This window comes from Desulfovibrio sp. JY, from assembly GCA_021730285.1.
Lineage (GTDB): Bacteria > Desulfobacterota > Desulfovibrionia > Desulfovibrionales > Desulfovibrionaceae > Solidesulfovibrio.
In genome coordinates this window covers 3069670-3094615 of sequence record CP082962.1, presented here as the reverse complement: position 1 = coordinate 3094615, position 24946 = coordinate 3069670, and the positions used below count along the sequence as shown (strand labels likewise).

Below are 24946 nucleotides of genomic sequence, written 5' to 3'. Positions count from 1 at the left end.
GAGCATGCGGTGAAACGTTGCCAGGCCTCGCTCGTCATAGCCGAGAGAAACGCCAATATCCGGGAACTGCTGCGCCGGGAATTCGGCCGCGAGGGCTACGCCGTCACCACGGCGAGCTCCGGCGCCGAAGTCCTGGCCTTGCTGCGGGAACCGGAGTTGGTGGATCTGCTCGTGCTCGACGCCGAGATCGGCGGCAGCGACGGCGCAAGCCTTGTGCCGCGCCTGACCCGGCTCTTCCCCCGATTGCCCGTCGTGCTGCACGTCTTCGCCGGCCAGGAAGGCGACGAAGGCAGCGTGGTGCGGGTGCGCAAGGAAGGGGATTTCGAGCGCCTCAAGCACGTCGTGCGCGAGGTGCTCGCCAATCGGGCCGGACAGGACGAACCCGGCAAGGCAGGCTAGGGGAAAGCGAAGCAAACGTCGCGGGGTTGGGGTATCGCGCGACGTAAAGCGCGCGAACACGGACTTTCAAAACGGAGGAAGAAGGAATGGGATTCGGCAGGCAGGTCTATGAATTCCTCAAGGCAGGATCGATCGCTCATGCGCAATGGGATTTGGAAGTATCCACATCCATCATAAAAAATCGTAAAAAGCTGCTCATTCTCGGGATCCTGTTGCTGCCCATCATCGCGGTCTCCTTTGCCGAAGCCGGCGGTTATCTCGGCGGCAAGCACGCCTATGCCCCGGCCTTTTACACCTCGACGATCTTCTTTGCCTCCATCGCCGTGGGCCTGGCCGCCGGGCTTATCACCGGCTGCATCGGCGCGGGCGGCGGATTTATCATCACTCCGGCGCTCATGTCCGTCGGCGTCAAAGGCATCCTGGCCGTCGGCACCGACCTCTTCCACATCTTCGCCAAGGCCATCATGGGCACCACGGTCCATAAGAAGCTTGGCAACGTCTCGGTCAAACTGGCCATCGCCTTTCTGGTGGGCTCTATCTCCGGCACCTTCGTCGGCGGCGCCATCAACAAATGGTTTTACAACAAGGACCCGCTCCTTTCCGATACCTTCATCAGCATCATTTACGTGTTGATACTCGGCTTCCTGGGCATCTACGCCATGACGGACTACATCCGGGCCACCCGCAAGACGGCCCCGGCCGCCAGCAGCAGCACTGACAGTCACGGCGGAGCCACGGGCGTCACCAGCATCGGCGCGAAACTGCAAAATCTCAACGTCGCCCCCATGATCCCCTTCGACGAGGACTTCGTGCCCGGCGGCAAGCGCATCTCCGGCTGGATCGTGGCCTCGGGCGGCCTGCTCGTCGGCATCCTGTCCGCGCTGATGGGCATGGGCGGCGGTTTCGTCACCTTCCCCATGTTCGTCTACATCTTCGGCGTCTCTTCCATGACCACCGTGGGCACGGACATTTTCCAGATCATCTTCACCGCCGGCGTCGGCTCCATCGCCCAGTACGCCATTTACGGCTACGTGTTCTATTCCCTGGCCGTCGGCATGCTGCTCGGTTCCCTGCTCGGCATCCAGGTCGGCGCGCTGACCACCAAGGTGGTCAAGGGCATCCATATCCGGGGCTTTTACGCCATCACCATCCTGGCCGGCTTCATCAACCGGATCGCCGCGCTGCCGAAGAAGTTCATGGAAATGGGCTATATCAACTGGCCCAAGGCCGTGGTGGGCAATATCGAGTTCGTCGGCAACATCCTCTTCTGGATCGTGGTGGCCGTGTTCATGGTCTGGGTCATCAGCAAGTTCGTCACCAACCTCGCCAATCTCCATCACCAGGAGGTGAACTAGCCATGATCGCCAGCAAGAAAAAGCTGACCACAGGCATTCTCCTGATGGCCTCCTTCATCGGCGTTCTCATAGTGATTTTCCTGCCCATATTCGGCCAGGGTCGAAACGGGCTGGAATTCTCCGACGATTTCTTCAACAAGCTGGCCAAGGGGTCCTCGTACTTCATCCCCAAGGTCAAGGCGGAAGTCGACACGGTCATGGACAAGCAGCTTGACGTCACCGTCAAGTTCAAGGACCCCACTATCGCCAAGACGGCCGATATCCTGCTGGCCAAGGTCGGCGCGAGCGGCGAGGCCAAGGGCGACCTCTATGAGATCAAGGGCAACCTGCACAAGATCCTGTCGCAGGTGTTGACCGACTCGGACTACATGTACAAGGACGAGGGCAAGCCCGTGGCGGACTTCTATGGCATGGACGAGAAGAAGGCCATGGAGACCTGGTACACGATGCTGGCCGCCATGATCCAGCCCTTGCAAAAGCAAAAGCTCATCCATGAAGCCAACGTCGTCAACGACGTCAACCAGAAGGCCATCGAGCCGGCCTACAACTTCTACGGCATCCCGGCCGAGCACGTCAGCGAAAAGATGCTGCTCGTCACGGGGATGCTGGCCTTCTACCTCCTCTACACCGTCTGGTACGGCTTCGCCATCTTCGACATCTTCAACGGCATCGGGCTTTCCATGACCCGGTCCAAGATGAAGAAGGAAGTGTAACCCCCCCGCCCCCCAAAAGGGCGAAACCCCGGTCCGTCATGTGGCGGGCCGGGGTTTTGTATTGTGAAGGGGCGGTTGCGCGGCCGCCATGGCGGAAAAGGCAAAAAAGAGCCGCCTGGCGCGCATCGCGCCGCGAAAGCCGCGAAGAGTTCCGTGGGGCAAGAGGACGGGGAGAGCGCCGTCCGCGCGCCGGCAAGGGGAGGGGCCGCCCCCGGCTATTCGATGATGCCGAGGTTTTTGAGCAGATGCAGCAGCATGTGCTTGTCGATGGGCTTCGGGACGTACGAGGTGGCCCCGCCCTTGTAATAGGCTTCCACCACGTTTTTGGGATCGTCCAGGGCCGTGGTCATGACCACCTTGGCTTCCTGGGCCGGCGTGATGCCGCGCTCCCGCTCGATGGCGCGAATGGTCTTGAGCGCCGTCTGCCCGTCCATCTCCGGCATCATGATGTCCATGCAGATCAGGTCGTAGCGATTGTCGTCCTCGAGGGACTGACTGAAGGCCTCGACGGCTTCAAGCCCGTTGACCGCGATGTCGACCTCGCCATAGGGGCCGAGAATTTTCTGGAGGATCTTCCGACTCGTAAAGTCGTCCTCGACTACCAACACTCGCATCGCCGCCTCCTCAACCGTACCGCCTGTAATAACCCTGTGCTGAAGTGGCCTCGCGGACAAAAGACGCGAAGAAGCCTAGTGGTCTTTTGTAAGCGCAAAGCGCGGGGAAAGCAATGCGCCGGGACGTTAATCCTGTAATCAACCGCTCCCCGTTCCGTCCATGGGCCGGCGCGTCTTGCAACACGGCCCGATCCCGCGTAAGTCGCATGGGATGCGCTATCGGCGCCATGGAGCAACCGCATGTTTTTTTTGAACGCCTTGGCAATCCAAGCCGCCAGCAAGGTGGAACCAAGCTGGCACAAGACCTGGCCTTTCGGCCCCGGTCTCGAGGAAGGCTTTTTCTCGGTCATCCTCAAAGGGCTTTTCATCCTGGCCATCCTCGGCGGCATGGCCTGGCTGTTGCGCTATCTTTTCGGCCCCGGCGGCCCCATGCGCGACAAGGAATTCGACGAACCGGACCCGGAAGACCCCGCAAACCAGGACAAGGACCGGCGCGAACAATGATCACGGCCATTCGCGCCTGGTTCGAGACCTTTGTCGACGCGCACCGCCAGGGAACACCCGACCACGACGCCCATCTGGATCTCAAGCGCACCCACAGCCTGCATGTCATGGACGAGGCCGGGGCCCAGGCCGAAGCGTTGGACCTGTCCGGGAAGATGCGCCAACTAGCCGTCATCACGGGACTTTTGCACGATACCGGCCGTTTTCCCCAATACCGGCGCTTTCACACCTTCCGCGACGCCGACAGCGCCAACCACGCCATCCTCGGCACCATCGCCCTGGCCCGCGAAAAGGCCCTGGCCGAGCTGGACAAACGGTCCCGAACCCTTGTGCGCACGGCCATCATCTGCCACAATAAACGAGCCATTCCGGCGCGCGTCGCCTCCGGTGCGGATGCCGACGCCCTGGCCCTTGTCCGCATCGCGCGCGACGCCGACAAGCTCGATATCGTCCGGGTCATGCTCGAACATTTTCAAGACCCGAAGGAAAAGGACGCCGTGGTGTTCCTGGGGCTGCCCGACATCCCGGACGCCTACAACCCCGTCTTCCTCGAAGACATCGAAGCCGGCCGCATCGGAAACTATTACGCCATGGGCTCCACCAACGACTTCGCCCTGCTGCTTTTAAGCTGGATCAACGACATGAACTTCGCCCGGACGCGGCGCGAATTCTTCACCCGCGGCCTCGTTGCCGGCCTTTTCGACGCGCTGCCGGACTTGCCCGACCTGCTCGCCTTCAAGACACGCTACCACGACCGGTTCGCCCCACGCGAAACGGTTTCCCCCTGACGAACGGAGGCGCCATGGACTTCTCCCCGATCCTCTTCGATACAGTCGTTATCGTCAGCGGCAACGAGGAAAACGTCCGACGCGACCGGCGCTCCCTGGCCCCCTTTCGCCCCCGGTGCGTGGAACAGTTCGCCTCCGGGGAAAAAGCCCTGGCCTTCCTCGCCGCCAACCGCGCCGACGTCGTGCTCCTCGACAGCCAGCTCGACGACATGGACGGCACCCAGTTCCTGCGCGCCAGCCGCCGCGACCGGCGCCTCAAGGACGTGCCCATTGTCATGGTCACCTCCCAGAGCCAGCGCGACAAGGTTCTCGACGCCATCGCCGTGGGCTGCGCCGGCTACATCCTGCGCCCCTACTCCGAGGAGACCTTCCGCAAGCACGTGCTGCGCGGCTGCCAGGTCGAACGCGTCACCGAGATCGAACGCCAGCAGATCGAAGACGCCCGCGAAATGGTGGCCATGGGCAACTTCGACGACGCCATCGAGGCCTTCGAGGAAATCATCACCGAACAAAACATGGCCCAGAAGTACTACGACATGGGCTGCCGCTGCCTGGTGCGCCAGAAATACGGCCAGGCCATCATCGCCTTCAAAAAGGCCATCAAGATAAACGACCTGTACGCCGAAGCCTACAAAGGCCTGGCCGATGCCTACAAGGGCAAGGGAGACCTGGACGAATTCAAGCGCAACCTGCAAAAGGCCGCCGAAATCCACGCCCAGTTCAACCACATGGAAGAGACCAAGGAACTGTTCATCGAGATCCTCAAATACGATCCCAACACCCCGAACCCCTTCAACTCCCTCGGCGTCAAGCTGCGCAAGAGCGGCGACCTCGCCGGCGCCCTGCACGCCTACAAGCAGGCCCTTTCCCTCACGCCAAGCGACGAAAATATCCACTTCAACATGTCCAAGGCCTACTACTTCATGGGCAATACCGAGGACGCCAAGCTTTGCGTGGAAAAGGCCCTGGACAGCAGCCCCGGATTCGAGGAAGGGCGCAAACTCTACCGCAAACTTTTCGGCCGCGAATATCCCCGCGCCGCTCCCCCAGCCCCGCCACCGGACGATCGGCAACAGGCGGCGGAATCGCTGCGCGACGACTGAGGAAGCGGCGCTTCGCCGCTTGCCAGCAGCAGTTCCACCCGTCATCCCAACCCGGTAAAAGGGGGTCCGGGGGACATCAAGTCCCCCGGCGGGGTACAGGGGCAGCGCCCCTGCCCTCTCCCTTCCTATCCCTGCCCTATCCCTACCCTCTCCATCCCGCTCAAATCCCTCCGCCGTCGCAACTGACGCCGCCGCCCGGTCCCTGCTGGATCAGGCGCGAATAGGGAGGCACGTCGCGGGTGACCCAGACGTTGCCGCCGACCACCGAGCCTTTGCCGATGGTGATGCGGCCAAGCACGGTGGCCCCGGAGTAGATGACCACGTCGTCTTCCACGACCGGGTGGCGCGCGATGCCTTTGACGAGCATTCCCTCCTCGTCCTTGGGAAAGCTTTTCGCCCCGAGGGTCACGCCCTGGTACAGGCGCACGTTGTCGCCGATAATGCAGGTTTCCCCGATGACCGTGCCGGTGCCGTGGTCGATGAAAAACCGCCGGCCGATGGTGGCGCCGGGATGAATGTCGATGCCCGTGGCGGAATGGGCCATTTCGGTGATGATGCGGGGGATGAGGTCCACGCCGAGCAGGTGCAGTTCATGGGCCACGCGGTGGTGGGTGAGCGCAGTGAGGCTCGGGTAGCAGAAGATGGTTTCCCCGGGCGAACGCGAGGCCGGGTCGCCTTCGTAGGCGGCCTGGGCGTCCTCGGCCAGGGCCTCGCGGATTTCCGGCAGGCGCATGAGGAAGTCGCCGGCCAGCCGCCGGGCCTTTTCCTCGCATTCCTGGCAGTCGCCCGTGCCGTCGAGGTCGCAAAAGAAGCAGAAGCCCCGGCGCACCTGGTCGGTGAGCAACCGGTAGATGGCGTCGAGGTTGGCTCCGATGTGAAAGCGCATGTTTTCCGGGGTGATGTCGGAATGGCCGAAATAGCCCGGAAAGATGACGGCCCGCAGGCGTTCCATGAGCTCGGCCAGGGTTTTGATGGCCGGCATGGGCTCGTCGTGCAGGGGCCGGTGGTAGACCGTGCGGTAGGAGGCTTCCTCGCACAGCATCTCGGCCACCCACTCCACGGGCGAAGGTTTACGGCGCGGCGGCTGGGTGATGGGACTCACGGCGATCAGGCCTCCTCGGCGAAAAGCGACGTGGACAGGTAGCGTTCGCCGGTGTCGCACACCACGAACACGACGATCTTGCCGGCGTTTTCCGGACGCTTGGCGATGGTGATCGCCGCATGGGCGTTGGCCCCGGAAGAGATGCCGCACAGGATGCCCTCTTCGCGCATGAGGCGTTTGGCCGTGGTCATGGCCGCCTCGTTTTCCACGGGGAAGATCTCGTCGACCACGCCCATGTCCAGCACTTCGGGCACGAATCCGGCCCCGATGCCCTGGATGGCGTGCAGTCCGGGCTTGCCGCCGGAAAGCACGGGCGAGGAGGCGGGTTCCACGGCCACGGCCCGAACCGCCGGCTTGCGCTCCTTGAGCGCCCTGGCCACGCCCGTCAGCGTCCCGCCGGTGCCCACGCCGGCCACGAAGACATCCACCAGCCCGTCCGTGTCCTCCCAGATCTCGACGCCGGTCGTCCGGTAATGGGCATCGGGATTGGCCGGGTTGGAAAACTGCATGGGCATGAAGGCGTCGGGCAGATCGGCCACGAGCTCTTCGGCCCGGGTCACCGCCCCGCGCATGCCCTGAGTCGCCGGGGTCAGCACCAGCTCGGCCCCGAAACCGCGCAAAAGCGCCCGGCGTTCCACGCTCATGGACTCCGGCATGGTCAGGACGAGCTTGTAGCCGCGAACGGCGCACATAAAGGCCAGTCCGACGCCGGTGTTGCCCGAGGTGGGCTCGACGATGACCGTCCCGGGGCGCACGCGGCCGTCGCGCTCGGCGGCCAGGATCATGGCCACGCCGATGCGGTCCTTGACCGAGGAACAGGGGTTGAACGATTCCAGCTTGGCGGCCACCCGGGCCACGCAGCCCTCGGCCAGCCGGGTCAGCCAGACCATGGGGGTATGGCCCGTCAGTTGCGTCATATCGTCGGCAACGCGCATAGATATCCTCCTTTTCGACCGCTGCCACGGCAGCGGTTGCAAGCCCTGCCAATTGTGGAGCACTCCCGCGTCTTAGGCAAGCCGTCCGCGCAAAAAAGTCGGGCCGCCACCGACCGGGCGGACCCCCGCATTTTTTCGTGGACGCCGGCAGCCGTTCGCGCGACAAGGGCTCCGTCGCCCGTCCCGGGCCAACCCACCCGCCGCGCCTTTGAGCCGGCAATCGCGGAACCGCCATGCACTTCAAGCCCTTTTTTTATGTTTGCCTCATCCTCGCCGCCTTGACGGCGGGGCTTTTCTTTTCCTCGCTGCAACCGGCCAGGCGCGTCGATGCCTGGAACTCGGATCTGTGGCACGTCCTCGCCGGCAAGCGCCACGAGCCCACGCGCGTGGCCGTGGCCCTGCTCGACGACGAGGCCCTCGCCGCCGAACCGGACCGGCCGCTGGTCTTCTGGGGACCGCTGTACGCCAAGATCCTGGCCACGCTGCACAAGGTGGGCGTGGCGGCCATCGGCCTGGACATCCAGCCGGCCCTTTCCCCTGTCACCTGGATGGACATCATCGGCTCCGATGCCAGCCGCGACTTCGACCGCGACTTCATGTTGGAGCTGGCCAAGGGCAAGGTCATCCTGGCCGCCAGCGTCTCCAACGAATCCGGCGAACCGGCCTTCAGCCTGCCGGCGGCCGATTACCTGATCGCCCTGCCCGGACACGAGGCGGATCTGGGGCTCACCAACGTGCCGCTCGACCGCGACGGCGTGGTGCGCCGCTTCGCCCCGGCGCTCTATTCCAAGGGAGAGCCCAGGCTGTCGTTCGCCGCCGCCCTGGCCCAAAAAGCCGATCCCAAGGCCCCGGGGCTGGCCGACATCGACACGCCGGCGGCCCTGGCCCCGCGGCCCATCGTCTTTTCCGGCCCGCCCGAGACCTTCAAGCACATAAGCTTCGCCAGACTCCTGGCCAAGGACGCGGCCGACGATCCCGAAGTGAAGGCGCTGGCCGGCAAGGTGGTCATCCTCGGCATCGACATCCACGGCGCTCACGACCGGCTGGCCTCCCCCTACTCCCTGCCGCTTTTCGGCGCGCCCAAGGAATTCATGCCCGGCCCGGAAATCCACGCCAACATCGTGGAGGCGCTTTTGACCGGCCGCAGCCTGAAGCCCATCGGGCATGTCACGGCGTCCGCCCTCTGGCTGCCCTTCCTGGCCCTTTGCGCCCTGGCCTGCGCCCGACTCGGCCCCGGGCGGTCGGTGCTGGCAACCATGGCCTGCGGCCTGGCCTCCTTCGGCCTGGGCTACGGCCTGTTTCGCACCGGCTGGCTTTTGCCCCTGGCCGGGCTTGATGTCGGCCTGACGCTCACCTGGGCCGGAGCCAACGCGGTGCGCCTGACGCGAGGCGAACGCGAAAAGGCCCACATCCGCCACGCCTTCGGCAGATACGTGTCCGAGGCGGCCATCGCCGGCATCCTCAAAAGCGGCCAGCCGCCAGCCCTTGGCGGATCGCTGGCCACGGTCACCATCCTTTTCTCCGACATCCGCAATTTCACGACCTTGAGCGAGAAGCTCTCGGCGCAGGAAGTCGTCGAACTGCTAAACGCCTACTTCTCCAAGGTCTGCGACATCATCCTGGCTCACGGCGGCATGATCGACAAATTCATCGGTGACGCGGTCATGGCCGTTTTCGGCGCGCCCCTGGCCGATCCCAGCCACGCCCGGCAGGCGTTGGCCACGGCGCTCGGCATGGTGGAAGCGGCCCGGGAATTCCAGGGCTGGATGCGGCAGCGCTTCCCCAAACTCGGCGACTGGGAATTTCACATCGGCGTGGGGCTGCACAGCGGCCCGGCCGTCGTCGGCAACATCGGCTCACGCCAGCGTCTCGATTTCACGGTCATCGGCGACACCGTCAACACCGCCTCGCGCCTGGAAGGCTTCACCAAGGTCATGGGCTGCCCGGTGGTGGCCAGCCGGGCCACGGTGGAACTGGCCGGGCCCGGCATCTTGACGGGACGTGCCGAGCAGGCCCAAGTGAAAGGCAAGAGCGAACCCGTGCCGGCCCTGGAAATCCTCGGGCTGGCCGACCAATAAAAAGGAGCGATCCATGCGTCGCCGTACACTCCTTCTCACCACACTGCTGCTGGCGGCCCTGTGCACGTCGGTCTCGGCCGAAGCGCCCCGCCTGGTGTGCCTCGTTTCCGCCCTAAACGGCCAGATAACCCTGTCGCCCGTCGACGGGCCGAAAAAACCACTGGAAGTCTTCACCCGGCTACGCGAAGGCGAAAGGCTCGACCTGCCGCGCGGCGCGGACGTCCAGCTCGCCTTCCTGCAAAAAGGCGTGCGCGAAACCTGGACCGGCCCGGCCCAGGTGGTCATCACCGCCGACGGCGGCCAAAGCGCCGACAGCGACACCCCGCCCGTCATCGACAAGCTGCCGCTGCGCACCAAGCCCGCCGGCGGCCAGGCTTCGTCCATCCTGACCCAGGCCGGCGAACAGGCCACCGCCCAGGTACGCACCCGTGACGTCACCGTGCCCGAGGACAAAACCTTGAGCGACGACGAACGCGCCGACCTGGACGCCGTCGAAAAACAAGTGGCCCAAATGCGCGCCACCGCCGCCCCCGGCGATATGGAACCGGATATCGTGCTGCTCGAAGAACTCGCCCGCCTGGGCCAGAAACGCCGCCTCACCGAGGAACTGCGCCGCCTGCGCGAAGCGCACCCCGACAACCAGACCTTGGCGCATTGGGAAGTGGAGTAAGCTATGTGGGGGGCGGGAACCCCCTTTTTGCAAAAAGGGGGTTCCCGCCCCCCACACCCCCCACCCTCCCCGAAAAACTCTTATAGGGGAGGAGTTGGGGATGCGGAGCGTCTCCGAGAGGAGCGATCGAAAAATGAAAGGGGGATTGGCCCGAGCCAATCCCCCTTTTCCATTCAGGAAATACGGAATTTTACTTTCGAAAACTTTACAAGGAACCACCCCTTTGAAAGTTTTTGGGGAGGGTGGGGGTCCGGGGGAGGGGACCCTTTTTTTCAAAAAAGGGTCCCCTCCCCCGGTTCCGTTCCCCCAAGCCCACCTCACAAAATCTGTTCCAGAAACTTCTGGGTACGGGGGTGGGAGGGGTTGGTGTAGAAGGTTTCCGGCGAGGCGATTTCGAGGATTTCGCCTTCGGCCATGAACACGATGCGATCGGCCACTTCGCGGGCAAATCCCATTTCGTGGGTCACGCAGACCATGGTCATGCCTTCGCGGGCCAGTTTGACCATGACGTCGAGCACTTCGCCGATCATTTCCGGGTCCAGGGCCGAGGTCGGCTCGTCGAAGAGCATGATCTTGGGGCTCATGGCCAGGGCCCGGGCGATGGCCACGCGCTGCTGCTGGCCGCCCGAGAGCTTGGCCGGGAACACGTCGGACTTTTCCAGGATGCCGACCTTGTCCAGGAGTTGTTGCGCCATGGCTTCGGCCTCGGCCTTGGCCATGCCCTTGATCTTGATCGGGGCGAGGGTCACGTTCTGGAGCACGGTCTTGTGCGGGAACAGGTTGAAGCTCTGGAAGACCATGCCCACTTCCATGCGCACCTTGTTGATGTCGACGGTCTTGTCGTCGAGGTCGTGGCCGTCCACCACGATCCGGCCCCGGCTGATGTTCTCCAGCCGGTTGATGGTGCGCAGCAGCGTGGATTTCCCGGAGCCGCTCGGGCCGATGATGACCACTTTTTCGCCCTGCGCCACGTCGAGGCTGACGTTTTTGAGCGCCACGACGTGGTCGAAGAACTTGCTGACGTCCTTTATGCTGATGATCGGGCTATCGTTTGACATGGCTGGACAACCGCTCCTCCATGATGCTCACGAGCTTGGACAGGATCAGGGTGATGATCAGGTAGATCACGGCCACCATGGTGAAGGTCTCGAAGTACTCGAAGGACTCCGAGGCGTATTCGCGGCCGCGTCGCAGCAGGTCGGCCACGCCCAGGATCGAGACCAGCGAGGTGTCCTTCAAAAGCGCGATGAATTCGTTGCCGACCGGCGGCAGGATGGTGCGCCAGGCCTGGGGCAGGACGACGTAGTACATGGTCTGGGCCCGGGTGAACCCAAGCGACCGGGCCGCCTCGGTCTGGCCGACCGGGATGGCGGTGATGCCGGCCCGGAAGACCTCGCCCATGTAGGCTCCGTAGCACACGCTCATGGAAATGACGGCCGCGAGCAGATCCGGGACCTGCACGAGGCGTCCCAGCGCGTAGTAGATATAGAAGAGCTGGACCAGCAGCGGCACGCCGCGCACGACCTCCACGTAGGTCGAGGCGATGAGGTTGATGTATTTGTTGCGCGAGATGCGGCCAAGCCCTGTGATGAGGCCGAAAATCAGGGCCAGGACGATGGAGTAGACCGTGACCTGGAAGGTGATCAGGATACCGTCGGGAACGAACCGGAAAATCTTCAGGTAGGGATCGGGCTTGAAATAAAGCAGGCAGCCGAGGGTGAGAAGCGCGCCGGCGAACGAGATACGCCAGGCCGAAACCAGGCCCTTGTCCGAGGGCTTGGGGATGGCCGCCCCCTCGCCCACGTCGATGACGGTATTCCCTTCCTCGCCAGGATCATTGCATTGCTTGGTCATGAGACGATTCCGCCAGACACGTCCGCCGGCTTTCGGGGCCGGCGGACGTCAGGTTGCGTTTTACGCGAGCGCTATTTGCCGCCGCCGATCCACTTGGCAAGCAGCTGCTTGTCGATGCCCTTTTTCTTGACCGCCTCAATGCCCTTGTTGATCAGGTCGAGGTCTTCCTTGTCGCCCTTTTTCACGGCGATGCCGTAGTACTCGTCGCCGGCTTCGATGATGCAGGCGATCTTGAGCGCGCCCTTGTACTTCTCGTTTTGCAGAGCGTACTGGGCGGCGACGGGATCGTCGCAAACCACGCCGTCGATGCGGCCGTTGTACAGGTCTTCGAAGGCCAGGCCGACCTCGTCATAGGACTTGTCCTTGACGCCTTCGGCCTTCTTGATGGCGAAGTGGCCAGTGGTGCTGATCTGTGCGCCCAGCGTCTTGCCCTTCATGTCGTCGATGCACTTGGCCGTGGACTTGGCCGGGATGACCAGGGCCTGGCGCACCTTGAAATAGGGGATGGAGAAATCCATGGTCTTTTTGCGCTCGGGGGTGATGGACACCGAGGAGCAGATGGCGTTGTACTTGCCCGAGGCAAGGCCCGCGAAGATGCCGTCCCAGGCCACGGCCTTGAATTCCGCCGTGAACCCGGCTTCCTTGGCGGCGGCCTTCATGTACTCGATGGCGTAGCCGGTAATCTGCTTGTCGGCGTTGACGAATTCCATCGGCGGCCAAGTGGCGTCGGTGGCGAAGACGATGGTCTTGGCCAGGGACGGGGAGGCGGTCATGGCCACAAGGGCCAGGGCCAAAACAAATTTTTTGACCATGGAGAACTCCTGTTGTTGGAAGTGGCAAGGCAAAAGGGACATCCCCAGCGCAACGAACTGTGTGTCACGCCCTTGTGGCCGAAAAAACACCAAAATTCAAGCCGTGGGACTCCGTATTTCACCTCTTTCGGACTATTTTACGCCTTGGCCCCGTGCTGCCAATTTTGACAAAAATCAGCAAATTTCTCCAAATTATCGGGGAAATCCGCCCGGCCGAACCCGATGCGAAACCGGTCCGGCCACTCCTCGCCGTACAAACGGCCCGGCAGGAGCAACAGCCCGCCGCGCTCCAGGGCGGCCCGGCAAAACCCGTCGGCGTCCCCGGACACGAGTCCCGGAAAGGCGGTCAACCCGCCGCGCGGCGAAACGTAATGAAAAAGGTCCGAGCGTTCATGAAAAAAGGCTTCCAGCAACGAACGGTTCTTGGCCAAAAGCGCCCGCAGGCGCGAAAGCAGGGCGTCCTTGGCCGCAAGGGCGCACACGGCCAGATACTCGGACGGCGCCGAGCCGCAGATGGACAGGTAGTCCTTGACCATGGCCATGCGCGACAGAAACTCCCGGTCGCGGCAGGCCACCCAGCCCACCCGCAGTCCGGCCAGGCCGAAGGATTTCGACAGCACGCCAAGGGAAACGGCCCCGGCATCGAGGTCGCAGGCGGCAGGCAGCGTCGCCACACCTTCGGCTTCGGAAAAACGATACACCTCGTCGGAGAAAACCCGCGCCTCGCGTTCCCGGGCCAGCCCGATCATGGCGGCGAAGACTTCCGGCGAGGGCAGGTAGCCCGTCGGGTTGTGGGGAAAATTGAGCACCAACGCCCTGGCCCGGTCCCCGAGCAGTGCACCGAGTTCCCCCATGTCCGGGGCGAACCCCCAGGCCGGATCGCAACGCCAGGGAGCCACCCGGCAGCCCAGGCTCCCGGCCACGTCGGACAGGGACTGGTAGCACGGCGTTGGCACCACGACTTCGTCGCCCGGGGCAAGCGCCGCCTGCATGAAGGTGTAGATGGCCTCCTCGGCCCCGACGTGAACCAGCACGTCGTCCGGGGATATGGTCGTATAGAGTCCGGCAATGGCTTCCCGCAGTTCGGGCGCGCCGCGGGAGTCGGTGTAGCCCAGGCGCAGGCGGGAAAGGCCCTCGGCCGATCCGGGCACGAGGTCGAGCAGTTCGGCCACGCTTATGGTCTCGCCGTCCGAGGCGCACAGCAGGCTTGGAGCGGTGAACTCATGACAGGCGAAAAAACGTTCCAGGCGAAATGGGGGCAAGGGCACGGCGTTTGCTTTCCTTTTCAAGGATGGATAGGTTGGGGAATCGAAAACAAGCGGACATACCCATGAATCACGCGGTCGGCAAGGTTCTTTTGGTGGTGGGCCTCGCTGTGGCCTGCCTGGGGCTGGCGGTCCTTCTCCTGGCCGACCGGCCGGGATTCTGGCAGGGGCTGTGGCAGCGTTTTCCCCTTTTCCGGCTGCCCGGCGACATCCGCTACCGGGGCGAGGGTTTTTCCTTTTATTTTCCCTGGGTCACCTGCCTTGTGGTGAGCATCGCCCTCACGGTTCTGGCCTGGATCTTCCGCAAATGACAATCGGCGTTTCCTGCATGGTTGCGATTGTCCACCGCACTTTTTTGTGCTAGCGACTGCCCTTCACCATGGCATTCGACATCGTCCAGTTCTTGCGCACCAACAAGACCCTCACCATTTGGGCCGCCTTTTTCGGTCTGGTCTGGCTGGCCAACTTTTATGGCCTGTTCGGACTGGTCTTCATCACCTACATCCTGTGCTTCCTTTTTAACGGCCTCATCCACACCCTGGCCGTCAAAACCAAGTTGCCGCGCACCCTGTGGGCCGCCGTGGTCTACATCGTGTTCGTGACCGTGGTGCTCACCATCGTCTCCTCGGTGCTGCCCAAGCTCGGCAGCGAATCGACGTCGTTCCTCAAAAAGCTGCCCGACACCCTGGAGACCCTGCGCGGCCACCTGGACAACTGGGCCTGGCTGGCCCCGGACATGGCCGCGCCCATCGCCAAGGTCAAGGATTACCTGAGCATCGAGGCCCTGGTCGGCGTCAAGGCGCAGACGCTTTTCACCATCGCCGTCAACTCCTTCAACCAGATTTCCACCTACGTTTCGACGTTCCTCCTGGGCACGCTTTTCAGCTTCCTCATCATGCTCGACTTCCCCAACCTCCGGGCCAAGACCATCGCCATGCGCGATTCGCGGCTGCGCGACATCTACGACGTCACGGCCCGCAGCGTGGTGCGTTTCGCGGTGGTGGTCGGCATGGGGTTTCGCGCCCAGATGCTGATCGCCGCGGTCAACACGATACTGACCGCCATCGGCATGCATTTCCTCGGTATCCAACCCGTGATGCTCCTGTCCACGGTGGTTTTCTTCTGCGGCCTGATCCCGGTGCTCGGCACGTTCATCTCCTCGGCCCCCATCGTGCTCGTGGCCGTCAACACCACGGGCCCCCACCACGCCCTGTGGGCCATCGTCATGATCATCATCGTGCACACCATCGAGACCTACATCCTAAACCCCCGCATCGTGGCCGCCATGTTCAAGATCAGCCCGCTGGTCACGCTGATGATCCTCTACGTGGGGCACAAGCTCTTCGGCTTGTGGGGCATGGTGCTCGGGGTGCCGGTGTCGGTGTTCATCTTCCGCTACGTCATCCTCGGCAACGACCTGCAACAGTGCCTGCCCGGGGAAAAAAGCGCCAACTGCCGCCCGGACGACACCAAAGCGAAAGCCGGTCACGGGAAAAAATAAGCATGCGACGGTATCTCCCCCGGCTGGTGAAAGGGCTGGTCGTTGTGCTGTGTCTGGCGCTGCCCGGCCTGGCCCGGGCCGGACTCGAGGAAGGCAAGCAGGCCTATCGCGCCGGCGATTACGCCAAGGCCCTCGAGGAATTCCTGCCCCTGGCCGATGCCGGCGACGCCGCCGTGCAAAACCAGGTGGCAGCCATGTACTACACCGGTCTTGGCGTCCCGCAGGACTATGCCAAGGCTGCGGAGTGGTTCAAAAAATCCGCCGCTTCCGGCAATCCCGACGGCCAGTACTGCCTGGGCAAGCTCCTCTACTACGGCCAGGGCGTGCCCCAGAATTTCGAGGACGCGGCCAAGCTTTTGACCGAAGCCGCCCTTGCCGGCAAAGGCGGCGCCCAATACCTGCTCGCCACCCTGTACCTGTACGGCAAGGGCGTGGCCCAAAATCCGGTCAAAGCCTATTTTTGGTCCCTCCTGGCCGCCGGCGCCGCCGACCTGCCGCCCGAGGACAAGCCCGGGGCCCAGGCCCTGCGCGACCAGATCCAGGGCATGCTGACCCAGCGCCAGATCGCCTCCATCAAGACCATGGCCAGCCAATGGGCCCCCCGCAAATAAGAGAGAAGAGAAGATAGAGAAGACAATGCGAGAGGGGAAACCCTTTGAAAAGGGTTCTCCCCTCTCGCGCTCTCCCCTTCCTCAACTTCTTGTATTGAAACTCGGTTGCGAGAGAATGGGGCTCTAACGAAAACTGTGGGAAACCATTTTTCAAAATGGATTCCCAACAGGCCTTGCGCGACGCCCCTTAGTCGATCAGCGACAAATGCTGGAACTTGCGGCGAAAGACCGCTTCGCGCCCGAGCCCCTCGGGATTGGCCACGGCGTGCTGCACGTAGCGTAGCGTCTCCTCGTAGAGACCGGCGAACTTGTAGGGCGTGATGAAGTGGGTGCGCACGGCGGTCAGGATGTTGCCATAGAGCAGCAGCGCCGTCTTGCGCACCGGCAAAAGACGAATGGAACCGTCGTCCATACCGCGCTTCAAATGGCCGGCGATCTCGTCGAAAATCAGGTCGAATTTTTCCGCCACAAGCGCTTTGTGGTCGTCCCCGCCAAGCTCCCCGAAAGGCGAACACCGGATGAGCACGGGAAACGTCTCGGGATTGTCGAGGGTAAAGCGCAGATAGGCCCGTATGAACCGGGTCAGCGCGTCATAGCCCGACTCCGCATCGCTCGCTTCTTCCCGTACCCGGGTCAGTAGCCGCCCGATCATGTCGAACCCGGCGGTGATGAACAGGTTCTCCTTGCCCCCGAAATGATGGGCCACCAGCCCGAAAGCCACCCCGGCCTCCTCGGCGATCATCTTCATGGTCGTGTTGGCAAAGCCGTGACGGCCGAACATGGCCTGGGCCGCGCGCAGGATGCGCTCCTTCTTGCCGGCCCCGCCCGACACCGCATCGCCTCCCGCACTCGGTACGAAAGGCTCCATCTCCCGGGCGGAAGCGTCGGGTTCGGATGGCGCGTTTGACGTTTCATTTTGAGATCGTTTCATGGAGAGTCGCACCTTAGGGCACTCGCCGGCCATTAGCAAGACTGGCGCAATCAGCCGGAACCCCAGTTTTTTTTCTAGGCTGATTGACCAATCAATCAACCCATGTTATGCTCTTTCCACTGCAATGCATCCGTCCGCCACGCCTTCCCGCCATGCCGTTTGCGGGAGAGCGCCCGGCCTCCGACGGCTCCGGCCACCCCACATGGCGACCGCGCATTGCCCCCGCGCGCAGTCGCGGTCCGGTTCTGTGAGAACGCACCCAGACAATGAGGCGAACGTGTCCGACGCTCCCGGGAAGCAGACTCCGGAGCGCGGACGCGAAGGCCGGACGGTTCCCTGCGGAATCCGCCGGCATGGCATTGTTTCCTTAACGTAGAGGGGGGTTTTGTGCGTCAGTATCACACAGCCAACAAGGTCGGTTTCTTCCTTGGCCCCGTGGTGTTCATCATCTTGCTGCTCATGCCGCTGCCGCCGGGCATGAAGCCGGAAGCCCAACGCGTGGCGGCCGTAACGGCATTGATGGCCATCTGGTGGATCACGGAAGCCATTCCCATTCCGGCCACCAGTTTGCTGCCCATCGCCCTGTTTCCGCTCCTGAAGATCATGCCGTCCAAAGCGGCCACGGCGCCTTACGCCGACCACCTCATCTACCTCTTCATGGGCGGCTTTTTCATCGCCGTCACCATGGAGCGCTGGAACCTGCACCGGCGCATCGCGCTCAGGACCATCAAACTCGTCGGCGTGAGCCCAAGCCGCATGATCTTCGGCTTCATGGCGGCAACGGCCTTCCTGTCCATGTGGGTGAGCAACACCGCCACCACCATGATGATGGTGCCCATCGGCCTGGCCGTCATCCAGCAGGCCTTCGGCTTCGAAGGCCATGACCTCAAGCACGGCTCCGGCTCGGGTCCGGAATACAACTTCGGCACCGCGCTCATGCTCGGCATCGCCTACGCCGCCTCCATCGGCGGCGTGGCCACCATCATCGGCACTCCGCCCAACGTCATCATGGTCGCCATGATCGGCAAGATGTACGGCCAGCACATCGGCTTCGCCCAGTGGATGGCCTTCGGCGTGCCCCTGGCGCTCATCACCCTGCTTTTCTGCTGGTACCTGCTCACCCGCGTCCTGTTCCCCATGGGCGAGCTCACCCTGGCCGGCGGCGAGCAGATCATCGACCACGAGCTCGAACTGCTTGGCCCCATGAAGAAAGAGGAAAAGTGGATCGTGGCCGTGGGCTGCTTCGTGGGCTTTTGCTGGATCGTGCGCGGATTCGTCAAAATCCCCGCGCTCAGCATGGTCCACGACGCCACCATCGGCATCGTCGGCGCGCTGATCCTCTTCGCCCTGCCCACGGACTTCAAGAACGGCAAGTTCCTCCTCGACTGGAAGACCGCCGTGAAAATCCCCTGGGACGTGATCCTGCTCTTCGGCGGCGGCCTGGCCATCGCCAACGGCTTCACCAAGACCGGCCTGGCCGACTGGATCGCCGGCAACCTGTCCACCCTGCAGGGCATGGCCCCGGTGCTGTTCGTCATGCTCGTGGTGGCCATCACCATCTTCATGACCGAACTGACCTCCAACACCGCCACCGCCACCCTGCTCATCCCGATCATGGGCAGCGCCGCCGTGGCGCTCGGCATCAACCCCTACGCCACCATCATCGGCGCCTGCGTGGCCGCCTCCTTCGCCTTCATGCTGCCCGTGGCCACGCCGCCAAACGCCGTCGTCTTCGGCAGCGGCTGCGTCAGTATAGGACAGATGTGCAAGGCCGGATTCTGGCTCAATGTCTTCGGCATCTTCATCATCACCTGCATGACCTTCTACCTCATGCCGATGCTGTGGGGCATCGACCTGTCCCACCTGCCCGCCTGGGCCATCGCACCGAAATAAAGCACGCACTCACTGGCTGGGGCTCCGCCCCAGACCCCGGCAGGGGAGGCGCTGCCTCCCCTGCACCCCACCGCCGGGGGGCTTGATGCCCCCCGGTCCCCCCTTCACGCTCTGCCGGGCGAAGGCGCGGTGGGACGGCGGGAGACCAGACGCTTGTTGCCGCAATCGGCCCGGCGGCACGAGGGGCTTTCGCCCCTCGACGCCGGACACGATTGCGGCAACAACCACGCCAGCGGCGAAGCGCCGCATTTTAAGAGAATTAAGAAGAGATGTTCTCCGAATGTCGCCCCGCAGGGGCGACCGGCGTGGTGGAGGCGGAATTTGCCTGGGACGAGCTTGTCGCGAAGCGACATGCACCGTCCCGACAAATTCCGCCTCCATCTTCTCCGCACTTCCCCCCCCCCGCCGCCAGCCAAGCCTTCCGCCCAGCCAAAGCACACCGGATGGGGGGCCCGGGGGGCCCTCGGCCTCCCGGCGGGGTCTGGGGCAGAGCCCCAGTCTCGCGCCGCTCGACAGCTAGGCGTGACTGCAGGGGCCGGAGTGGCCTTCGTGGCTGCCCTTGCGTTCGAAGTCGGTGAGAAAATCGAGCAGTTTGTTGGTCTTGCCGGCGTTTTCCTTGTCGCCCAGTTCCTCGAAGATGGCCACGGCCCGGGCGTACCAGACCTTGGCGGCTTCCAGATCGCCCTGGTAGTTGGCGACGAGACCGAGCTGGTGGCAGGTCCTGGCTTCTCCGGCGATGTTGCCGCTTTTTTCCTCGAGGGCCAGGGCGCGCTCGTAGCATTCGACGGCCTTGGGGTAGTCCTCGGCCATCTGGGCCACCACGCCGAGCTGATGGCAGGTGACGGTGATGCCGCCTTCGAGTTCTTCCTTTTCGCTGATGGCCAGGGATTTTTCCAGCCATTCCCGAGCCTTGGCCAAATCACCCATCTCCTGGCTGGTCAATCCCAGGTTATGCTGGCTCATGGCCTGTCCCACGGCATCGTCCAGGGAAAGGAAGGCTTCGAGGGCCTTGAGAAAACCGTCCCGGGCGGCATCGAATTCCTTGCGTTCCAGGGCTTCCAGGGCAGTCTGGTGGATGGCCTCGGCCTTGGCGAGGGCTGCTTCATCCTGTTCGGGTGTGTGCACGTCTGTCCTCCCGCGCCGGCCGCTGCCGGCCGGTATTACGATTGATGCTTGCGTTGTACGGCTGGGGTGACGGTCTTTTCCGGCGAGGTCAAGACGTTTGGCCGCCTCCGCCCGGATTCCCGTTTTTTTTCGGGGGACGCAGGCAGGCCAACACCCGCTCCTCGGCGTCCTGGGCCGCTTCGCAGGCCAAAGCCGGGATGTCGTCCGGCGCGACGTAATGAATGGCCCCGCAGGGACACATCTGGGCGCAGGCCGGTTCCTGGCCGATCTGCCGGCGGGCGGCGCACAGGTCGCATTTGACCACCATGACGCCCTTGTCCGTCTCGAAAACGGCCATGTACGGGCAGGCCAGCATGCACTGGCGCGACTCGCAGCCCCGGCACAGCATGGGCTGGAGCACCATGGCCCCGTCCACGTCGCGGCGGATGGCCCCGCGCTTGCAGACCTTGGCGCAATTGGGCTCGGCGCAGTGCCGGCAGTACAACGGGGCCATGAGGCCCGAGACGGCCCGGATCATGTGGATGCGCGGCACGTCGTGGACGAACCGGCAGACATACTCGCAGGTCTCGCAGCCGATGCATTTGGAATAGTCGATGTAAAGCGTCTTGCGCGCGGTCATGGTGACGTCCGTCCGTTACAGCCCGCGCACCCGGGGCGCGTCCCGAAAGCCGCCGCCCGGGAAGCGGTCGGCCTCGCGGCTGATAAGCTCGTCGGCGGCGAATTCCGTCTGCCGGTTCTGGGCCTTGAGCTCCAGCCAATTGCCAAGGGAACGGGCCGCCCGCAGCCCGGAATAGACGGCCTTGCCGATCTTGCTCGGGCCGGTTAAGGCGTCGCCGGCCACGAACACGTTTTCGATGGCCGTCATATTGAGCCAGCGCACCTCGCCCTTGCGCACGGATTCGAGCCCGAGTTCCTTGGCGAAGGGCGGCGTGGCCACCTCGCCGATGGCCGCCACCACCAGGTCGGCCGGCAGGCTTTCCAGCGCCCCGCCGCGCCTGAATTCGATGCCGGCGACCGCCTCTTCGCCCACCACGCGCACCGGCACGCAGCCTTCGTTCCAGGTGGCGCCGGCGCGCTCCAGGCGTTCGATTTCGAGGCTGCCGCAGGGGGCCTCCGCGCGGCTGCGCCGGTAGAGCACGTCGACCGATGCCGCGCCCAGGGACACGGCCCCATGGGCCACGTCCACGGCCGAATGCCCGGCCCCGATGACCACCACCCGCCGGCCGGCCACGTCCGGGGCCTTGACGTTCGGGGCGCAGTAGTGTGCGGCCCGGATGGGAAAGAGAAATTCCAGCCCGGACAGCACGCCCGGGAGTTCCTCGCCCGGGATCTCCAGCCGGCGCGATTTCCAGGAGCCGGTGGCGATCATGATGGCGTCGTGCTTTTTGACCATGTCGCCAAGGCCCTTGACCTCGGTTGCGAAATGGTCGCCCTCTTCCTCGAAAAGCGGCGCGCTGCAACAAATTTTCGTGTGGGTGTGAAAGACCACACCGTAGCGCCGGGCCATGCGCAAAGTGCCGGCCTCGATGCGCTCGCGCGGGATGCGGTAGCCGGGGATGCCGAAAAGCATGAGCCCGCCGGGCTTTGGCATCTTGTCGTAGACCTCGACCGCATGGCCGAGGCACGAGAGATACCCGGCCGCCGCCAGTCCCGACGGACCGGCCCCGATGATGCCGACCGAGGCCCCGCTCGGCGGGGGCGGCTCGTCGCACAGGAAATTGAAATTCATGGCGTCCATGAAAGCCTCCGGTTCCGATGCCAGGGTACGCGAAAGGCCGGGGCATCACAACGCCCGGATGACTTTCCCCCGCCTTTGTGCCACGACCTGCCACGCGTCAAAGACCCGAAGCCATCGGAGGAGACCATGTCCGGCATCTACTGCAAACTGATCGGTTCGGCCGTGCTTTGGGGCGGCACATGGGTGGCCGGGCGGATTCTCGGCCGGTACATGGGGCCTTTTTCCGCCGCGTTCATGCGCTTTCTGCTCGCTTCGATCTTCCTGGTCTTTCTCACGGCGCGCCTGGAAGGCCGGGTGCCGAAGCTCACCCGCCAGACCCTGCCCTGGCTGCTGCTCCTGGCCGCGACCGGCATCTTTGCCTACAACGCGCTTTTTTTCGCCGGGCTGCGCACGGTGCCGGCCGGCCGGGCGGCCTTGATCGTGGCCTCGATTCCGGCCGTGGTGGCGCTTTTTTCCGCCCTACTCTTCAAGGAACGCTTCACCGTGGCCAAGGCCTGCGGCATCGCGGTCTCCTTCGCCGGGGTGGGGCTCATCGTTTCCGGCGGCGATCCCGGGGCGCTTTTACGCCAGGGGCTTTCCTTCGGCGACGTCTGCATTTTCGGCTGCGTGCTGACCTGGGCCGCCTATACGCTGGCCGGGAAAAAAGCTATGGAGCGGGTGGCCCCCTACGGCGCGGTCACCTGGTCGTGCATTCTCGGCGCGGCGATGCTCTTGCCCCCGGCCCTGGCCACGGGGCTCGTCCGGGACGTGGCCGCCGCCGGCGTCGTTGCCTGGGGCTGTCTGCTTTTTTTCGGCATCCTGGCCACCGGCTTCGGTTTCTCCTGGTACTACGAAGGCGTGCGCGCCATCGGCCCGACCAAGGCCGGGGTGTTCATCAATCTGGTGCCGGTCACGGCGGTCTTTCTCGGCTGGCTGCTCCTCGGCGAGCCGCTCTCCTCCTCCCTGGCCCTTGGCGGCACGCTGGTGCTGGCCGGGGTCTGGCTGACCAACCGGAAAATGAAACCATATGAAAACCGATAACCGTCTTGCGCTTTCACCCGCTTGCGGCTACAGCATAGCCACTTTTTCCGTCCCGGAGACCTTGTTCATGGATACGCCCACCACCCCGGCCAATGTCCTGGTTGTTGACGACGCCCCGTCGAACCTGGCCATTTTGACCGAAACGCTTCGGAACGAATTCGCCGTGCGTATCGCCACGAGCGGTCCCGAGGCGTTGCGCCTCGTGTGCGACACCCCGCCGGACCTCATCCTGCTCGACATCCTCATGCCGGAGATGGACGGCTACGAGGTCTGCCGCCGTCTCAAGGCCGACTTTTCCACCCGCAACATCCCGATCATCTTTCTGACCGCCAAAAACGAGGTGTCCGACGAGACGCTGGGGCTGGCCCTTGGAGCGGTGGACTACATCACCAAGCCCATCACCGTGCCCATCGTGCAGGCCCGGGTACGCGCCCATGTGGAGCTCAAACGCCGGGGGGACCTGCTCGAAACGCTTTCCATGCGCGACGGGCTGACCGGCATCCCCAACCGGCGGCGTTTCGACGAATACCTGGATCAGGCCTGGCGTCACGCCATGCGCTGCAACACTACCCTGTCGATGATCATGGCCGATATCGACGACTTCAAGGCCTACAACGACGCCTACGGCCACATGGCCGGCGACGAATGCCTGCGCTCCGTGGCCCGGGCGCTTTCCGGCGCTTTGCGCCGCCCCGGCGATCTGGTGGCGCGCTTCGGCGGCGAGGAATTCGCCGTGGTGCTCGAAAACACCGACCTTCGCGGCGCGCTGCATCTGGCCGAGAGCATGCGTTTAGCCGTCATCGACATCGACATCGGGCACGAGGATTCACGTGCCGCCGAGGTGGTCACGGTGAGCCTTGGGGCGGCAACGCTCACGCCCAAGGCCGGCATGACCCCCGAGGCGCTCGTCGGCGCCGCCGACCGCATGCTCTATGCGGCCAAGCAGGCCGGCCGCAACCGGGTTCTTGGCGAAATGGCCCTTTAGGCCGCGTCCACGCCTTCCCACAGCCGCTTCCCCATGTGCCGCGCCCTTGCCCGGATGCGGCATCTCTGCTATCCGGTTACGGTTCCGTAACGCCGCATCGTCTGTCCACGCCGGAAGTTCCGGCATCGTCGGTTTCGGCCCTGGCCCTCACCTCGCCACCTCAACCCGGGAGCGTACCATGCGCAAGCGTCTTGGCCTTCTTCTGGCCGCACTGGCCGTCTTTGTCCTGTGCTTCGGCGGTCTGGCCGCGGCGGAGGAAAAAGTCTACATCAACGGCATCGATTTCGGCTTTCCGCCGTTCGGCTTCGTGGACAAGGACGGCAAGCCCTCCGGCTTCGATGTCGAGTCGCTCAATTGGATCGCCAAGAAAATGGGCTTCAAGGTCAAGCACCAGCCCATGGACTGGGACGGCATCATCCCGGCGCTTCTGGCCAAAAAAATCGACATCATCGCCTCGGGCATGAGCGCCACGGCCGAGCGGGCCAAAAAGGTCGATTTTTCCATCCCCTATTATGAAGTCACCCAGGTTCTGGTGGTTCCGGAAAAGGACAACACCTCCCTGGCCGACATACTGCACTCCGGCAAGAAGATCGGCGTACAGCGCGGCACGGTCACGGCCAAGCTGCTCGAGGAGCTGGTCACCAAGCCCGGCTACAAGTTCGAGGTCGTGCCCTACGACTCCACGGACCTGTCCCTGGAGGACCTGAAAATCGGCCGCATCGCCGGCTCCGGCATGGACAGCACCATCGCCAAGGAAGCCATGAAGAACCCCGGCTACAAGATCGCCGGCACCTTCGACGCCAAGCCGGAGAAGTACGGTTACGCCATGCGCAAGGAAGACAAGGAATTCCAGAAGAAGATCAACGAGGGGCTCAAGCTCCTTATGGCCGATCCCTACTGGAAGGAACTCAAGGCCAAGTACGGCCTGTAATCCGCCGCGCCGCCCGCGT

26 protein-coding genes are annotated in these 24946 nt (G+C 63.8%); 15 read left to right on the top strand and 11 right to left on the bottom strand.

All coding sequences use genetic code 11. The annotated features are described in order from the left end of the window. Nucleotides 1-9: 9 nt before the first annotated feature. The 3 genes from K9F62_13790 (at nucleotide 10) to K9F62_13780 (ending at nucleotide 2467) form a co-directional block, all read left to right on the top strand. Nucleotides 10-399, top strand: coding sequence for a response regulator (locus tag K9F62_13790; GenBank protein UJX39783.1), 390 nt, complete (start codon nucleotides 10-12; stop codon nucleotides 397-399). 86 nt (nucleotides 400-485) lie between these two features. Continuing rightward, the gene (locus K9F62_13785; protein UJX39782.1) at nucleotides 486-1754 is read left to right on the top strand and encodes a sulfite exporter TauE/SafE family protein; all 1269 of its coding nucleotides are present in this window, start codon (nucleotides 486-488) and stop codon (nucleotides 1752-1754) included. A gap of 2 nt (nucleotides 1755-1756) precedes the next feature. Then, the gene (locus tag K9F62_13780) at nucleotides 1757-2467 is read left to right on the top strand and encodes a hypothetical protein (GenBank protein UJX39781.1); all 711 of its coding nucleotides are present in this window, start codon (nucleotides 1757-1759) and stop codon (nucleotides 2465-2467) included. A 215-nt stretch (nucleotides 2468-2682) separates the two neighbouring features. Here the strand turns inward: K9F62_13780 and K9F62_13775 are convergent, their stop codons facing one another. Further along, entirely contained in the window at nucleotides 2683-3081 is a 399-nt protein-coding gene (locus K9F62_13775; GenBank protein UJX39780.1) for a response regulator, read from the bottom strand. 240 nt (nucleotides 3082-3321) lie between these two features. On the opposite strand from K9F62_13775, the gene K9F62_13770 reads away from it, so the two are divergent. The 3 genes from K9F62_13770 to K9F62_13760 are packed head-to-tail and all read left to right on the top strand — an operon-like array spanning nucleotide 3322 to nucleotide 5476. Next, nucleotides 3322-3585 (top strand): hypothetical protein, encoded by a 264-nt coding sequence (locus K9F62_13770; protein ID UJX39779.1) that lies wholly within the window; start codon nucleotides 3322-3324, stop codon nucleotides 3583-3585. Then, entirely contained in the window at nucleotides 3582-4373 is a 792-nt protein-coding gene (locus K9F62_13765) for an HD domain-containing protein (protein ID UJX39778.1), read from the top strand. The genes K9F62_13770 and K9F62_13765 overlap by 4 nt, the downstream gene beginning before the upstream one ends. 14 nt (nucleotides 4374-4387) lie before the next feature. After that, nucleotides 4388-5476, top strand: coding sequence for a tetratricopeptide repeat protein (locus K9F62_13760; protein UJX39777.1), 1089 nt, complete (start codon nucleotides 4388-4390; stop codon nucleotides 5474-5476). 160 nt (nucleotides 5477-5636) lie between these two features. On the opposite strand, the gene K9F62_13755 is transcribed toward K9F62_13760, so the two are convergent. Together K9F62_13755 and cysK are read right to left on the bottom strand one after the other, a co-directional pair. Further along, nucleotides 5637-6578 (bottom strand): serine acetyltransferase, encoded by a 942-nt coding sequence (locus tag K9F62_13755; protein UJX39776.1) that lies wholly within the window; start codon nucleotides 6576-6578, stop codon nucleotides 5637-5639. 5 nt (nucleotides 6579-6583) lie between these two features. Beyond that, a complete protein-coding gene (cysK, locus tag K9F62_13750; GenBank protein ID UJX39775.1) occupies nucleotides 6584-7513 on the bottom strand; it encodes a cysteine synthase A in 930 nt (309 codons plus the stop codon). 233 nt (nucleotides 7514-7746) lie between these two features. On the opposite strand from cysK, the gene K9F62_13745 reads away from it, so the two are divergent. Continuing rightward, the gene (locus K9F62_13745; protein ID UJX39774.1) at nucleotides 7747-9591 is read left to right on the top strand and encodes an adenylate/guanylate cyclase domain-containing protein; all 1845 of its coding nucleotides are present in this window, start codon (nucleotides 7747-7749) and stop codon (nucleotides 9589-9591) included. A 13-nt stretch (nucleotides 9592-9604) separates the two neighbouring features. Further along, a complete protein-coding gene (locus K9F62_13740; GenBank protein UJX39773.1) occupies nucleotides 9605-10261 on the top strand; it encodes a hypothetical protein in 657 nt (218 codons plus the stop codon). Between the two features lie 317 nt (nucleotides 10262-10578). Here the strand turns inward: K9F62_13740 and K9F62_13735 are convergent, their stop codons facing one another. From K9F62_13735 to K9F62_13720, 4 genes are all read right to left on the bottom strand, one after another. Beyond that, nucleotides 10579-11319, bottom strand: a complete 741-nt coding sequence (locus tag K9F62_13735; protein UJX39772.1) for an amino acid ABC transporter ATP-binding protein — start codon at nucleotides 11317-11319, stop codon at nucleotides 10579-10581. Continuing rightward, nucleotides 11306-12115 carry an amino acid ABC transporter permease gene (locus K9F62_13730; GenBank protein UJX39771.1) on the bottom strand — a complete coding sequence of 270 codons (810 nt, stop codon included), beginning with the start codon at nucleotides 12113-12115 and terminating at the stop codon, nucleotides 11306-11308. The genes K9F62_13735 and K9F62_13730 overlap by 14 nt, the downstream gene beginning before the upstream one ends. A gap of 71 nt (nucleotides 12116-12186) precedes the next feature. Next, complete coding sequence (locus tag K9F62_13725) at nucleotides 12187-12927, bottom strand: basic amino acid ABC transporter substrate-binding protein (GenBank protein ID UJX39770.1); 741 nt, start codon at nucleotides 12925-12927, stop codon at nucleotides 12187-12189. A gap of 137 nt (nucleotides 12928-13064) precedes the next feature. Next, entirely contained in the window at nucleotides 13065-14195 is a 1131-nt protein-coding gene (locus K9F62_13720; GenBank protein ID UJX39769.1) for a pyridoxal phosphate-dependent aminotransferase, read from the bottom strand. A 62-nt stretch (nucleotides 14196-14257) separates the two neighbouring features. Between K9F62_13720 and K9F62_13715 the strand changes: the two genes are divergently transcribed. The 3 genes from K9F62_13715 to K9F62_13705 all read left to right on the top strand — a co-directional run bounded on the left by K9F62_13715 (nucleotide 14258) and on the right by K9F62_13705 (nucleotide 16304). Then, nucleotides 14258-14503, top strand: coding sequence for a DUF2905 domain-containing protein (locus K9F62_13715; GenBank protein ID UJX39768.1), 246 nt, complete (start codon nucleotides 14258-14260; stop codon nucleotides 14501-14503). A 68-nt stretch (nucleotides 14504-14571) separates the two neighbouring features. Then, nucleotides 14572-15693 carry an AI-2E family transporter gene (locus K9F62_13710; protein ID UJX39767.1) on the top strand — a complete coding sequence of 374 codons (1122 nt, stop codon included), beginning with the start codon at nucleotides 14572-14574 and terminating at the stop codon, nucleotides 15691-15693. Between the two features lie 2 nt (nucleotides 15694-15695). After that, nucleotides 15696-16304, top strand: a complete 609-nt coding sequence (locus K9F62_13705; GenBank protein UJX39766.1) for a sel1 repeat family protein — start codon at nucleotides 15696-15698, stop codon at nucleotides 16302-16304. A gap of 187 nt (nucleotides 16305-16491) precedes the next feature. Here the strand turns inward: K9F62_13705 and K9F62_13700 are convergent, their stop codons facing one another. Further along, nucleotides 16492-17172 (bottom strand): TetR/AcrR family transcriptional regulator, encoded by a 681-nt coding sequence (locus K9F62_13700; protein ID UJX43209.1) that lies wholly within the window; start codon nucleotides 17170-17172, stop codon nucleotides 16492-16494. Nucleotides 17173-17694: 522 nt separating this feature from the next. Here K9F62_13700 and K9F62_13695 point away from each other — a divergent pair. Continuing rightward, nucleotides 17695-19128: a DASS family sodium-coupled anion symporter gene (locus tag K9F62_13695; protein ID UJX43208.1), complete on the top strand. Its 1434-nt coding sequence runs from the start codon at nucleotides 17695-17697 to the stop codon at nucleotides 19126-19128. Nucleotides 19129-19644: 516 nt separating this feature from the next. Here the strand turns inward: K9F62_13695 and K9F62_13690 are convergent. From K9F62_13690 to K9F62_13680, 3 genes are all read right to left on the bottom strand, one after another. Further along, nucleotides 19645-20253, bottom strand: a complete 609-nt coding sequence (locus tag K9F62_13690) for a tetratricopeptide repeat protein (GenBank protein ID UJX39765.1) — start codon at nucleotides 20251-20253, stop codon at nucleotides 19645-19647. Nucleotides 20254-20341: 88 nt separating this feature from the next. Further along, nucleotides 20342-20872 (bottom strand): 4Fe-4S binding protein, encoded by a 531-nt coding sequence (locus K9F62_13685; GenBank protein ID UJX39764.1) that lies wholly within the window; start codon nucleotides 20870-20872, stop codon nucleotides 20342-20344. A gap of 15 nt (nucleotides 20873-20887) precedes the next feature. Then, nucleotides 20888-21991, bottom strand: coding sequence for an FAD-dependent oxidoreductase (locus tag K9F62_13680; GenBank protein UJX39763.1), 1104 nt, complete (start codon nucleotides 21989-21991; stop codon nucleotides 20888-20890). A gap of 126 nt (nucleotides 21992-22117) precedes the next feature. Between K9F62_13680 and K9F62_13675 the strand changes: the two genes are divergently transcribed. The 3 genes from K9F62_13675 (at nucleotide 22118) to K9F62_13665 (ending at nucleotide 24927) form a co-directional block, all read left to right on the top strand. Then, entirely contained in the window at nucleotides 22118-23011 is an 894-nt protein-coding gene (locus tag K9F62_13675) for a DMT family transporter (protein UJX39762.1), read from the top strand. 67 nt (nucleotides 23012-23078) lie between these two features. Then, nucleotides 23079-23996 (top strand): diguanylate cyclase, encoded by a 918-nt coding sequence (locus tag K9F62_13670; GenBank protein ID UJX39761.1) that lies wholly within the window; start codon nucleotides 23079-23081, stop codon nucleotides 23994-23996. A 178-nt stretch (nucleotides 23997-24174) separates the two neighbouring features. Further along, nucleotides 24175-24927: an ABC transporter substrate-binding protein gene (locus K9F62_13665; protein UJX39760.1), complete on the top strand. Its 753-nt coding sequence runs from the start codon at nucleotides 24175-24177 to the stop codon at nucleotides 24925-24927. Nucleotides 24928-24946: the final 19 nt, after the last annotated feature.